Origin of the sequence: Agrobacterium sp. InxBP2 (assembly GCF_026191755.1) — a bacterium.
GTDB lineage: Bacteria > Pseudomonadota > Alphaproteobacteria > Rhizobiales > Rhizobiaceae > Agrobacterium > Agrobacterium pusense.
In genome coordinates this window covers 47203-59686 of record NZ_JAINDY010000030.1, presented here as the reverse complement: position 1 = coordinate 59686, position 12484 = coordinate 47203, and the positions used below count along the sequence as shown (strand labels likewise).

Here is a 12484-nt window from a genome sequence, read left to right as displayed (position 1 = left end):
CGCTATACCTCAGAAGTTGAGCCAGGGGCCGAAGCGCTGGAAAGGCAGGCCAAGACCATAATTGAAAACAGCGACGGAAAAGACGGTGATAGCCGCGGAAAGAACGACCGCCATCAACGGGCTCATCTTGTGTGAGGCGAAGGACGCAATGAGCGCGCTGAAAAACAGCGCCGGCACAAAACCCAGGCCCCGAACAGTGAAACCGAAAAAGATCGGTGCAGGCAGGATGAAAAATATGCCGCGCCAGGCGATTGCGCCGATGCCCTCGCCAGCCGGCCGGGTTGCGCGCAGGAATATGACGCCGCCAAGCAGGATCAGGATGATCGCGAGTACCAGCGGGAAGTAGCCCGGCCCCATACGGAAGGCGGTTCCGATTTCCAGACCATAGGACTGCAAGGCAAAAAAGACGCCAAGCCCCATAAAAATTGCCCCGCAGACTGCTTCGGCAGGGTCATTAAATAACGACTTCATGAAAGATGCCCCTCCACGGCGCCCGACATTCAGCCGGTTCGCCTGTTAAAGTTGATCACGGTCGACCGGCGGCAGGAAACCGCCGGTCTTTCCGCGTTCATCAGTCGGCATATTGGCCGGCAGCCTCAATCACCGGCTTCCAGCGGGCGATTTCGCTCTCAAGCTTGGCCTTCAGCGCCGCCGGTGTCGCATCGCTTTCCGGCGACGGCGTAGTGCCGAGCTCCGCAAAACGCGCCGCGACATTCTTGTCCTTCAGCGCGATCTGCAGCGACTTGGAGAGCTTCTGGTTGATTTCCGCAGGCGTGCCCTTCGGCGTGTAGATGCCGTGCCAGATGCCGACTTCGAGTTTGGGCAAGCCAGCTTCGGCAACTGTCGGCACGTCCTTCAGCACATCCAGCCGCTTCGGCGAGGTTACGGCATAAGCCTTCACAGTGCCGCCCTGGATCTGCTTGGTGGTGTTGGTGGTCTGGTCGCACATGATGTCCACCTGGCCGCCCAGCAGATCGGTCATGGCAGGGCCGGTGCCCTTGTAGGGAACGGTAACGAGCGGCGTCTCGATGGCGCTCATGAACAGCATGCCGCACAGATGAGAGGCCGCGCCGATGCCGGCATTGGCAACGGTGACCTTGTCCTTGTTCGCCTTGGCGTAATCGATCAGCCCCTTGAGGTCCGTGGTCTCAAGGTTCTTGCGCGACAGGATGGTCATCGGCACTTCCGTGACCAGACCAACATATTCGAAAGCACTGGTCGTGTCGTAAGCGAGCTTTCGATAGAGCGTGGCGCTGGTCGCCATGCCGATGTGGTGGAGAAGGATGGTGTAACCATCGGGATCTGCGGAGGCAACGCGGCCAGCGCCAAGCGTGCCGCCAGCGCCGCCGACATTTTCCACGATGATCTGCTGGCCGAGATCCTTCGACATGGATTCAGCCACAAGACGCGCCACCGTGTCCGTCGGGCCACCGGCCGAGAAAGGCACGACCATGGTGATGTTACGCTCGGGATAGGTCTGAGCGGATGCGGACAGCGCGAAAAGGGAAACGGCAGCGGCGGCAGCAAGGCCGGAAACTGTCTTCAGTATTTTCATCGATTCCTCCCGGATGAAAATGATCGCCACTTCAGCCGCGCATGCTCCTCCATGGCGGCCGGGGTGACGATATTTGCGATCCCGAAGTGACATTCAGCAACGGCACTGTTGCGATGAAACGCAGTTTTATCCGTGTAACCAAAGATAATGGGTGGATTTCAACCCATGACGGCCTAAAGATGGGTGGAAATCCACCCATCAGATCTCGGTCATATGCCGGTGAAGCTCGTATTTCTGCATCTTCTCGTAAAGGGTTTTGCGGGAGATGCCGAGGTTCTCATAAACGGATTTCAGATTTCCCCCATGGGCTGCGATGGCCTGCGCAATCAGGCTTTTTTCATATGCCGCGACCCTCGGGGCAAGAGCCGACCTGCCATCATCCTGAAACGCCGGCGACGCATCGGACACGTCGGTTTCCAGGCCCAGCGCGAAGCGGTCCGCAGCGTTGCGCAATTCCCGGACGTTGCCCGGCCATTCCCTGAGCGAAACAGCGGAGAGCAGGTGCTGCGGCACTTCCATATCCTCCCGCCCGTAGCGGGCGGCAGCTTCCCGTACCAGATGGAGGAAGAGCAGCGGAATATCCGCGCTGCGCTGCGAGAGCGACGGCACGAGAATTGTCGCGACGTTGAGGCGGTAAAGAAGGTCGGCGCGAAAACGGCCAGCCGCAACTTCCTGTTCCAGATCTACCTTGCTGGTGGCAATGAAGCGCACGTCGAGTTCGACCGTTTCATTCGAGCCAAGACGGGTAATCACTCTTTCCTGCAGCACGCGAAGCAATCGGCCCTGCAGTTCGAAAGGCATAGAGCCGATTTCATCCAGCAGGATGGTGCCGCCGCGCGCGTGTTCGAACTTGCCATAACGCGGGCGCAGCGCGCCCGGAAAGGCGCCGGCCTCGTGACCAAACAACTCGCTCTCAATCAGTGTCTGCGGAAGCGCCGCACAGTTGATCGCGACAAAGGGCCGGTTGGCTCTGCTGCTGATATCGTGCAATGCCCGCGCAACCACCTCCTTGCCTGCGCCTGTATCGCCGACGATCAGTGTATCGGCATCCGTCGCACCGATGGCGCGAATGCGGTACCGCAGATCGACCATCACCTGGGTTCTGCCCGGCAGGCGCGTTTCGAGATCGTCATGCTTGCCCGCCACCGCCTTGAGACGGCGATTTTCCAGCACCAGCGCCCGCCGGTCATTGGCCCGCTTGATGATGCCCGCGAGATATTGCGGTGTGAACGGCTTCTCGATGAAATCATAGGCGCCATTGCGCATGGCGTTGACCGCCAGCTGAACATCCCCGTGACCCGTCATCAGAATCACAGGTATTTCCGCATCGAGCTCCCTCACCTTCTGCAGCAGTGTCATGCCGTCCATGCCGGGCATGCGGATGTCGCTGACCACGACACCATCAAAACTGTAGCCGATGAGTTCGAGCGCGTGTTCGGCGCTCGCCAGCATGGTAACGGCAAAACCGGAAAGCTCCAGCGCCTGGGCAGTGGAGAAGCGCAGTTCCTCTTCGTCATCGATCAGCAAAACCCGCGACATGGTCATTCCGCAGCCGCCTCCATGCGCCAGGCGGCGGCGGGCAATTCGATCTCGAATTCCGCGCCCCCTTCCTCATGATTTCTCACCCGCAACTGGCCGCCAAAATCCTTGATGATGTTATAGGAGATGGAAAGCCCGAGGCCGAGGCCACGCCCCACACCCTTGGTGGTGAAAAACGGATCGAAGATGCGATCCGAAATTGCCGGCGGAACGCCTGGTCCCCGGTCGCGGATGAAGACGGAAACCGTCTGGCCGTGCTGTACGGCCTCGAGCGCGATGCGCCGATCCTCGCGCCCCTCCACGGCGTCCGCCGCGTTGGAAATGATGTTGACGAGCACCTGCTGCAGCCGCACCGGACCAGCTTTCACCGCAAGTGGCACCGGGCCGAGATTGACATCCAGCACCGCATTGGCGGCCTTCAACCGGGCACCGACGATTTCAAGCGTGTCGCGAAGCACGGTTTCCAGGCTGACCGCAGTCATTTTTTCGTTCGGCTTTCGGGCGAAATTCCTGAGGTGCCTGCTGATCGAGGCCATGCGATCGATGAGCCCCGAAATGCGCCTGAGGTTTTCCCTGACCTCGTCCAGCCGCCCGCGCTCTACAAGAAGCGACGCGTTTTCGGCATAATTCTTGGCTGCGGCAAGCGGCTGGTTGATTTCATGCGACAAGGCCGCCGACATTTGTCCGAGCGCCGCAAGCTTGCCCGCCTGCACCAGATCATTCTGCATCTTGCGTAATTGTTTTTCCGTCTGGCGGCGTTCGGCAATTTCGTGTTCGATCTCCTGGTTCACACGCGCCAGATCGGCAGTGCGTTCCTCGACCCGCCGTTCCAGCTCCGCCTGGGCTTCTGCCTGATGGGTCAGCCGTTCACGCAGCCGTCGCCGTCTCTGCAGCATCGCCGCAATGAGCGCGGCTGCCAGACACAGGCACAGGATGATCGCGATCATTGCCGTCTTCACCTGTGTCCGCAATGAACCGGTATCCATCAGCACGCTGACGGTCCATCCTGCATCCGCCATCGGCTGCGACAGGACCATATATTCCCTGTCCCCCTCGTTCTGGGTAATCGTCATCAGCTGATGCGAGCCGAAACTGCCGTGTTTCAGCGGCAGTTCCTTCAGTGTGGCATTGGCGTAACGGCGTGAGGCCTCGGTACGCGCCAGTCTTTCGGGCGTCAGCGGCATCAGGCCGGAGTAAAGCCATTGCGGCGTGCCGGTCATGAAAATGATGCCTTCGGGATCCGACACAAGAATACGGTTTTCGCCATCGCCGAAGGAGGCCTCTATGCCTTCGATGTCGACCTTGAAGACGATGACGCCCTTTATTTCCGCATTGAAGAGAATAGGCGCGGAGAAATAATATCCGCGCTTGTGCGAGGTCGTGCCGAGCGCGAAGAACCGCGACTGCAGGCCCTTCGCCGCATCCTGAAAATAGGGACGGTAGCTGAAATTCTCACCGACGAAGCTTGTCGGACCATCATAGTTGCTGGCCGCGATTGTCTCGCCATCCAGCGTAATGATGTAGATATCGGAGGATTCCAGCAGGGTGTTGATGGATTTGAGGTAAACATTGGCGCGCTGTCGCAGGGCTTCATCCTTGGGATGTGCGACCAGCTCCTCAATGTCATCATGATCTGCAATCAAGGCAGGCAGCGGCTCGTAACGGTTCAACAGCCCGCCAAGGGCGGAGACGGCAAGCCGGAGCGTCGTGCGCCCCTGCTCGGACATTTCACCGAAATAGCTTTCTGCAATGACGCCGCTTCCTTTTGTCACGGCACCGTAACCGAGGCCAAGACCGAGCATCATCAGCAAAATCCAGCGATATTTCACCGAAACTCCCCTCACGCGGCAGGCATCGAACCCGCTCTCCCGAAGCGAGTGTAGGAGGAGTGACGAGATTTTCCAAGTGAGCGCTGGACACCGTCATAGCTCGCTAAAAACAAAAAACCGGCCACGAGGGCCGGTTTTTGCAAAGTCACGTCGGAAAAGCTTATGCGCTTTCCTTCGGCGTCAGAACCTGACGGCCGCGATACATACCGGTCTTCAGATCGATATGGTGCGGACGGCGCAGTTCGCCGGAGTTCTTGTCTTCAACATAGGTCGCAGACTTGAGACCGTCAGCCGAGCGGCGCATGCCACGCTTGGACGGGCTTGTTTTTCTTTTTGGTACAGCCATTTTTGTTACTCCACTTAAGCGGCGAAACAACGGAACCGGCCAGAACCAAAGGCCGAATGTCGGATGTCTCGATATCGGAAATTTGGCGCGCTTATACATGCCCAAACGGGCTTTGACCAGCCCTGACGCGCATTTTTTCCGATTCGGCAAAAACCATGCGGCAAACCGCCCTCAGGCAATGCCAATCATGCTTCACCTTCTATCGAAAACAACGAGTTCCTTGAAGTGGTTCATATCCCTGAATTCACAGAAAGCCGGCGGACGCATCTCCATAAACGGCGCCGCGGCGCGCAGCTTTTCCAGTTCCTCGTCAAGCATCGCCTGCCAGCGCGGCAGGCACTCGGGCTTGAACCAGCTGATGATGTAGGACAGGGTGATGTGAAACTCGTAGCTGTCATGATCAGGATGGCGATATCCGAAGAAATCGGCGAATGTATCCCGCCACAGGGCCACAATGCGATCATCCTCGGCGGTGGCTCCCGTCAGGACCAGACCTACCGGCCGCAAACCGGTGACCTGCATGTTGAATCCCGGCAGCGCCGGAAAAGCAGAAAGGCGGTCGCGATAATAGTCCGTCATCGTGTCGATCGGTGTATCAAGCGGCATTGTCTGCGGCCAATAGGGCAGAGCACGCCGAAACTCGATGATGCCCTGAAACACCGTCATGTGCAGGCTGGAAGCCGGTGTGAAAGCAAGCTGGGATGCCTCCGGCATATCCAGGAAGCGCTGACGCGTCGCAATGATCGCGTTTTCGGTCTGCGAGCCCCCAACAAGATGGCAGACGACCGTATTGCCCGGCTCAGGCAGAAACTCACCATTCTCATTAAAGCGGCTGCCGAGATGGCGCGGCGGCTGATCATGACAGGCAGCAGAAATATAGCCGAGATCTTTCGAGACGAGCGGGGCGTGCATGGGAAACTCCTCGTGAAGGGTTTCCTCTAATCCGTGCACGCGACACAGCCATGACATGGACCGGCCAAAAGCCGGTCAATGCGCCTCGTCCCAGTTGTCAGCCGCGCGGGCATCCACCTGCAATGGCACCTTCATGGAGATTGCCGGCATGGCCGCATTTTCCATGACCGAGACGACGACGGGCAGAGTTTTCTCGATTTCCGCTTCATCGACCTCGAAGATGAGTTCGTCATGCACCTGCAACAGCATGCGGGCGGAAAGGTTTTCAGCCTCCAGCGCCGGTTCGATACGGACCATGGCGCGCCGTATTATATCCGCCGCGGAGCCCTGGATCGGGGCGTTAATGGCGGCGCGCTCATTGAAGGCCTTCACGGAAGGGTTGGACGAGCGGATTTCCGGATAATGGGCGCGGCGGCCGAAAATCGTCTCGACATAACCGTTCTCACGGGCGAAAGCCTTTGTCGCCTCCATGTAGTCGCGGATGCCGGGAAAACGCTCGAAATATTTCTTGATATATTCGCCGGCTTCAGAACGGGCGATACCGAGCTGGTTGGCGAGACCGAAAGCCGAAATACCGTAGATAATGCCGAAATTGATGGCCTTGGCGCGGCGGCGCACTTCCGAGGGCATGCCTTCGACAGGCACACCAAACATTTCCGAAGCCGTCATGGCATGAATGTCGATGCCGTTTTCGAAGGCGTTGCGAAGCTGCGGAATATCGGCGACATGGGCCAGCACGCGCAGTTCGATCTGGCTGTAGTCGGCGGAAAGAAGCTTGTGGCCGGGCGTGGAGATGAAAGCCGTGCGGATTTTTCGCCCTTCCGCCGTGCGGACGGGGATGTTCTGAAGGTTCGGTTCCGAGGACGACAGACGGCCTGTTGTGGTGGAGGCCAGCGCATAGGATGTATGCACACGTTTCGTCTCCGGGTGGATATATCCCGGCAGAGCATCCGTATAGGTGGATTTCAGCTTCGTCAGCTGCCGCCAGTCGACGATCTTGCGGGGCAGTTCAATACCTTCAGCCGCCAAATCCTCCAGCACCTGTGCCGAGGTCGACCATTGGCCGGTCTTGGTCTTGGAGCCGCCCGGCAGGCCCATCTTGCCGAACAGGATGTCGCCGAGCTGCTTTGGCGAGCCGATGTTGAAACGCTCGCCGGCCAGCTCGTAGATTTCCTCTTCAAACGCTGCCGCCTTCTGGGCGAGTTCGCCGGAAAGACGTGAGAGGATTTGCCGGTCGACGGTGATGCCACGCTCCTCCATATGCGCCAGAACAGGCACCAGCGGACGCTCCAGCCGCTCGTAAACCTTGGTCAGCCGTTCTGAAACAAGCCGCGGCTTCAGCGCCATCCACAGCCGCAAGGTGACGTCAGCGTCCTCCGCTGCATATGCCGTCGCCTTGTCGATGTCGACAAAATCGAAGGTAACGCTCGACTTGCCCGATCCCGCCACGTCCTTATAGGGGATCGGCGTATGGCCGAGCCAACGTTCGGACAGCGAATCCATGCCGTGCGTCGCTTTGCCAGCCTCAAGCACATAGGAGATCAGCATCGTATCGTCGAAACTCTGCATGACGACGCCATGGCGTTTCATGAGCAGATAGTCATATTTGAGATTTTGCGCGACCTTCAGCACGGCCTCGTCTTCAAGCAAGTCCTTGAGACGGACCAGTGCTTCGTCAAAGGGCACCTGGCCTTCGGCGAGCCTGATACCATCGCTGAATAGATCGCCGCCGGAGCCAGTCTTGTGCGTCAAGGGAATGTAGGCGGCGCGTATATCGCTGCCCGAGGCATCCTTGCCATTATCGGCGATTGCCAGCGAAAACCCGACGAACTCCGCCTGCATCGGATCAAGCGAGGTCGTTTCCGTATCGAACGCGACGACCCCCGTTTCCCGCGCCGCCGCAACCCAGAGGTCCAGCGTCGCAAGATCCCTGATCGTCGTGTAGGCGCTCGTGTCGATCTTGGCGGCGGCAAAAAGCGTCTGGCGGGCGGTGGCAAGATCAGCCGGCGCGCTGCCCTCCCCGACACCTTTCCGCGCCGGAATAGCGGGCGAAACCGCAGTGCCCGTTACGCCAGCAGCCGCTTCACCCGCAGCCGGAGCGGCCGGCGCATCGAGATCAGGACCATGGGCGTCAGCGCCCCACTGAACCGGCACATTGGCGGACTCAATGGCGGAAGCATCGGTCTCTGTCGCTTCGGCAACCCGCCGCGTCAGCGTGGTGAATTCCATCGCCTTCAGGAAGGCAATGAGTTTCGGGCCGTTCTGAGGTTCCAGCACCAGTGCTTCAAGCGGCTGATCCAGCGGCACGTCGGTTCTCAGGGCCACGAGCTGTCTGGAAATACGAGCAAGTTCCGCATTGGCGATGATATTTTCCCGACGCTTCTGCTGCTTGATCTCACCTGCCCGGGCGAGCAGCGTATCGAGATCGCCGTATTCTTCCAGCAATTGCGCGGCCGTCTTTGGACCGATGCCGGGGATGCCCGGAACATTGTCGGTCGAATCGCCGGTCATGGCCTGCAGGTCGATCATCTTTTCGGGACCCACGCCCCATTTCTCTATGACATCGGGGATGCCGATCTGCTTGTCCTTCATCGCATCGTACATGTGGACATTGGCAGTGACGAGCTGCATCAGATCCTTGTCGGAGGAGATGATGGTGACATCGGCCCCAATGGCCTCCGCCTGCCGGGCATAGGTGGCGATGATATCGTCCGCCTCGAAGCCTTCCGTCTCGATGCAGGGAAGGTTGAAGGCGCGCGTCGCCTCCCGTATCAGCCCGAATTGCGGCACCAGATCTTCCGGCGGCGCCGTGCGATTGGCTTTATAGAGATCATAAAGCTCATTGCGGAATGTCTTTGACGAATAATCAAAAATTACCGCAAAATGCGTGGGCGTCACGCCGACATCGGTGTTGCGCGCATCCTTCAGGAGCTTCCACAACATGTTGCAGAAGCCGGAAACGGCGTTGACCGGCAGCCCGTCCGACTTGCGGTTCAGCGGCGGGATGGCATGGAAGGCCCGGAAAATGAAACCGGACCCGTCAACGAGGAAGAGATGATCGCCTTTTTTCATGGGTAGCATGGATAGCGCGCCAGAGGCGAAAGGTCTATCGTCGAGATCGGATGCGAGGCTATATCTTTGATGATTTCTAGGGAAAAGCCGATGTCGAAAAATGCTATCTTACAAACTTATTTTGGAGCGCTTTTATTCGCCACTGCCACAGGTCTTTTCGTGTGGTTCAATGGTGAGGATGGGGTTGCTATTTTTCAGAAGTCCCTGCTTGCACCACTTTATCTTCTGGCGACGACGGGACTGCGCCATTTTTTTCCAAGAGAACGAGACCACCGCCGTGGCATTTTGACGATGCTCGAGTATCATGCTCTCGAAGCGGCAGTTCTCGGTATATTCTTGCTAATTGTCATTGATCCATTGCCCAACGATCTGCGCGGTCAGATCCTCTATTTCTGCCTGTTCGTCATAGTCGTAGGCGGCGCGAATTTTGCTTTGGGAACGCTTCAGAGAAGCAGACATGGTGAGAACCGTTAAATAGATATCACTTTAAAATTTCCCGGAGTTAGGGAGCCTACCTTGCGCGACCGTATAGTATCAGCATTAACAGGTGGGATCTCATTGACCGCCGCCACTGTTCTCCTCTCTTGGTTTGGAGGGAGTGATGCAACGGAGATTTTTCATCACGGGCTGCTAGCCATGATGTATTGCGCGGCTATCCAAGGGCTCAGCAGTTTTTCCGCCGTCGCATTGCAAAGCCCCGCTGGAACGGCCCTTTATCGTGTCGCCAACGCAGCACTTTTTACCGCGTTTCTCGTTCTGGCCATTTTGCCCTCAGAGCTTGGCGTCGGCCGCCAGGCACTCTTTTTTTTATGTACAACAGCTGGACTTGCTGGAGTGGGTTTTGCGCTGATTGTTTACGTGGAGCGCAGAAGGCGAGAGTTTTGAAACGCCGGCTCATACCTTACCGATTTGTAATCCATCTTTCCCTTGAAAAGCCGCATTTGCAGACACATTTCTTAGAGGACGGCGCCTGATCACGCCGTAGTCTGATAGCTGGCTCGTCCCCCGCCGCGTCAGACCGGACAAAGGCCTTTCCCCCTCTCCGGGCCTTTGTCCTCCAATATGACCGCCATGGCCGTCCCCTCCAGGCCATGGCGGTTTTATTTTGCGCCTGTTACCGGCTGGCAAAAACATATCGTGCGATATATATCGCACTATTGAATTGCCGGCGCCGTCTGGCCAAACTGTCTGAGGGACGGAGGAATGGGATTTTCCCGGGATGAATCGGCCATCTATCTCGCCGCCAAAATGGCGCGGGAGTTCACTATGGCGCTGCAGAAAAGAGCCGCCGCATTGGGCTTCTCTCCCGGCCAATTCCCCATTCTCATCGAGCTCTGGCATGAAGAAGGGCTGACGCAAAGGCAGTTGCTCGACAGAATCGATGTCGAACAGGCAACGCTTGCTAACACGCTCTCACGCATGGAGCGCGACGGGCTGATCGTGCGAAAGACGCATCCCGGTGACCGCCGCGCTCAGATCATCAAATTGACGCAGCGCGGCAGGGACCTGGAAGCGAATGCCATTGCCGCTTCTGAGGCCACCGAAGACATGTTGCTTGCGGATTTCCGGCGTTTTGAACGCCAGCTTCTGCTGGAATATATGCGTCGCGCCATCGAGAGCGCAAAAAAAGCAAAATAGCGCTTCCAACTCGAAACCGCTTCGCAGTTTTCCTGAACTGCTCTATCGTTCCCACGGCCGCGCGTTTGCCGATTCACGACACGCCGGCCCTTGTTTCCCGCGATGCGCGATGCCCGGAAGTTTCGTCTTATCGCCGGGTCACGACAGACATGACAGGATCAGCGATGACAGACGTTTCCCCCATTCTTTCCACTGCCGATGACAATCTCACCTCCAGCCTCGAGCGACTGTTCGAACTCGTTCGCATTCCGTCGATTTCCACGGACCCCGCTTACAAGGCCGAGTGCCGCAAGGCGGCGGAATGGCTCGTGAGAACGCTTTCAGCGCTCGGCTTTACCGCCTCCGTTCGCGATACAGCCGGTCACCCCATGGTGGTGGCGCATCACGATGCGGCCAATGAAGACGCCCCACATGTGCTTTTCTACGGCCATTATGATGTACAGCCGGTCGATCCGCTCGATCTCTGGGAAAACGATCCTTTCGAACCCGCCGTCAAGGATATCGGCGCAGGCCGTCAGGTGATTACAGGACGCGGTACGGCGGATGACAAGGGCCAGCTGATGACCTTCGTGGAGGCCTGCCGCGCCTACAAGGCCGTGAATGGCGGCCTGCCGGTGCGCGTCACCATTCTTTTTGAAGGTGAAGAAGAATCCGGTTCGCCCTCGCTGAAGCCGTTCCTCGAAGCGAATGCGGAAGAGCTGAAGGCGGATTATGCGCTGGTCTGCGATACCGGCATGTGGGACCGGGATACGCCCGCCATTGCCGCGGCGCTGCGTGGTCTGGTCGGCGAAGAAATCGTCATCACCGCCGCCGATCGCGATCTGCATTCGGGTCTTTTCGGTGGCGCCGCCGCAAATCCCATCCACATCCTGACCGACATTCTCTCTGGCCTGCATGACGAGACCGGCCGCGTGACGCTCGACGGCTTCTATGACGGCGTGGAAGAAACGCCCGCCAATATCAAGGCTGCCTGGGAAACGCTGGGCCGCACCGCAGAAACCTTCCTCGGTGAAGTGGGCCTTTCGGTTCCCTCGGGTGAAAAGGGCCGCTCCGTGCTGGAACAGACCTGGGCGCGGCCGACAGCGGAGGTCAACGGCATCATAGGCGGGTACACCGGTGATGGCTTCAAGACCGTTATTGCAGCAAAAGCTTCCGCCAAGGTGTCGTTCCGCCTTGTCGGCGAACAGAACCCCGCCGCCATTCGCGAAAACTTCCGGGCCTATGTACGCTCGAAAATTCCGGCTGATTGCTCCGTGGAATTCCACGAGCATGGCGCATCGCCGGCGATCCAGCTTTCATACGATTCACCCGTCCTGACCAAGGCGAAGAACGCCCTTTCGGAAGAGTGGCCCAAACCGGCCGTCGTGATCGGCATGGGCGGCTCTATCCCGATCGTGGGCGATTTCCAGAAAATGCTCGGCATGGATTCGCTGCTCGTCGGTTTCGGCTTGACGGACGATCGCATTCATTCGCCGAATGAAAAATACGACCTGCAGTCCTTCCACAAGGGCATTCGCTCCTGGATCCGCATTCTCGACGCACTGGCCGCGAAATAAAAAAGAGGAGGCGCCACTGGTCGGGCGCCTCCGCTCA

At 58.4% G+C, this 12484-nt stretch carries 11 protein-coding genes; 4 read left to right on the top strand and 7 right to left on the bottom strand.

The features are described from left to right. Positions 1 to 9: 9 nt before the first annotated feature. The 7 genes from K7A42_RS15505 to polA form a co-directional block, all read right to left on the bottom strand. Positions 10 to 471 (bottom strand): tripartite tricarboxylate transporter TctB family protein, encoded by a 462-nt coding sequence (locus K7A42_RS15505; RefSeq protein ID WP_004439147.1) that lies wholly within the window; start codon positions 469 to 471, stop codon positions 10 to 12. Positions 472 to 571: 100 nt separating this feature from the next. Continuing rightward, the gene (locus tag K7A42_RS15500; protein WP_173614935.1) at positions 572 to 1555 is read right to left on the bottom strand and encodes a tripartite tricarboxylate transporter substrate-binding protein; all 984 of its coding nucleotides are present in this window, start codon (positions 1553 to 1555) and stop codon (positions 572 to 574) included. A gap of 198 nt (positions 1556 to 1753) precedes the next feature. Next, positions 1754 to 3100 carry a sigma-54-dependent transcriptional regulator gene (locus tag K7A42_RS15495; RefSeq protein WP_004439142.1) on the bottom strand — a complete coding sequence of 449 codons (1347 nt, stop codon included), beginning with the start codon at positions 3098 to 3100 and terminating at the stop codon, positions 1754 to 1756. Next, on the bottom strand, positions 3097 to 4923 hold the full coding sequence (locus K7A42_RS15490) for a sensor histidine kinase (RefSeq protein ID WP_081093458.1): 1827 nt from the start codon (positions 4921 to 4923) through the stop codon (positions 3097 to 3099). Before K7A42_RS15490 ends, K7A42_RS15495 begins: the two co-directional genes overlap by 4 nt. 160 nt (positions 4924 to 5083) lie before the next feature. Next, positions 5084 to 5269, bottom strand: a complete 186-nt coding sequence (rpmF, locus tag K7A42_RS15485; RefSeq protein ID WP_003507205.1) for a 50S ribosomal protein L32 — start codon at positions 5267 to 5269, stop codon at positions 5084 to 5086. Between the two features lie 192 nt (positions 5270 to 5461). After that, entirely contained in the window at positions 5462 to 6181 is a 720-nt protein-coding gene (locus K7A42_RS15480) for a DUF1868 domain-containing protein (protein WP_282455514.1), read from the bottom strand. 75 nt (positions 6182 to 6256) lie between these two features. Further along, entirely contained in the window at positions 6257 to 9253 is a 2997-nt protein-coding gene (gene polA, locus K7A42_RS15475; protein ID WP_282455621.1) for a DNA polymerase I, read from the bottom strand. A 90-nt stretch (positions 9254 to 9343) separates the two neighbouring features. Here polA and K7A42_RS15470 point away from each other — a divergent pair, with 90 nt between their 5' ends. From K7A42_RS15470 to K7A42_RS15455, 4 genes are all read left to right on the top strand, one after another. Continuing rightward, complete coding sequence (locus tag K7A42_RS15470) at positions 9344 to 9727, top strand: hypothetical protein (protein ID WP_112556094.1); 384 nt, start codon at positions 9344 to 9346, stop codon at positions 9725 to 9727. Between the two features lie 42 nt (positions 9728 to 9769). Then, positions 9770 to 10138, top strand: a complete 369-nt coding sequence (locus K7A42_RS15465; protein ID WP_282455513.1) for a hypothetical protein — start codon at positions 9770 to 9772, stop codon at positions 10136 to 10138. Between the two features lie 318 nt (positions 10139 to 10456). Further along, positions 10457 to 10891 (top strand): MarR family winged helix-turn-helix transcriptional regulator, encoded by a 435-nt coding sequence (locus tag K7A42_RS15460; RefSeq protein WP_004439123.1) that lies wholly within the window; start codon positions 10457 to 10459, stop codon positions 10889 to 10891. A gap of 164 nt (positions 10892 to 11055) precedes the next feature. Then, positions 11056 to 12447, top strand: coding sequence for a dipeptidase (locus tag K7A42_RS15455; protein ID WP_004439120.1), 1392 nt, complete (start codon positions 11056 to 11058; stop codon positions 12445 to 12447). Positions 12448 to 12484: the final 37 nt, after the last annotated feature.

Coding starts and splice junctions, on each gene's coding strand:
- K7A42_RS15505 (WP_004439147.1), bottom strand. CDS start 471: ATGAAGTCGTTATTTAATGACCCTGCCGAAGCAGTCTGCGGGGCAATT.
- K7A42_RS15500 (WP_173614935.1), bottom strand. CDS start 1,555: ATGAAAATACTGAAGACAGTTTCCGGCCTTGCTGCCGCCGCTGCCGTT.
- K7A42_RS15495 (WP_004439142.1), bottom strand. CDS start 3,100: ATGACCATGTCGCGGGTTTTGCTGATCGATGACGAAGAGGAACTGCGC.
- rpmF (WP_003507205.1), bottom strand. CDS start 5,269: ATGGCTGTACCAAAAAGAAAAACAAGCCCGTCCAAGCGTGGCATGCGC.
- K7A42_RS15480 (WP_282455514.1), bottom strand. CDS start 6,181: ATGCACGCCCCGCTCGTCTCGAAAGATCTCGGCTATATTTCTGCTGCC.
- polA (WP_282455621.1), bottom strand. CDS start 9,253: ATGAAAAAAGGCGATCATCTCTTCCTCGTTGACGGGTCCGGTTTCATT.
- K7A42_RS15470 (WP_112556094.1), top strand. CDS start 9,344: ATGTCGAAAAATGCTATCTTACAAACTTATTTTGGAGCGCTTTTATTC.
- K7A42_RS15460 (WP_004439123.1), top strand. CDS start 10,457: ATGGGATTTTCCCGGGATGAATCGGCCATCTATCTCGCCGCCAAAATG.
- K7A42_RS15455 (WP_004439120.1), top strand. CDS start 11,056: ATGACAGACGTTTCCCCCATTCTTTCCACTGCCGATGACAATCTCACC.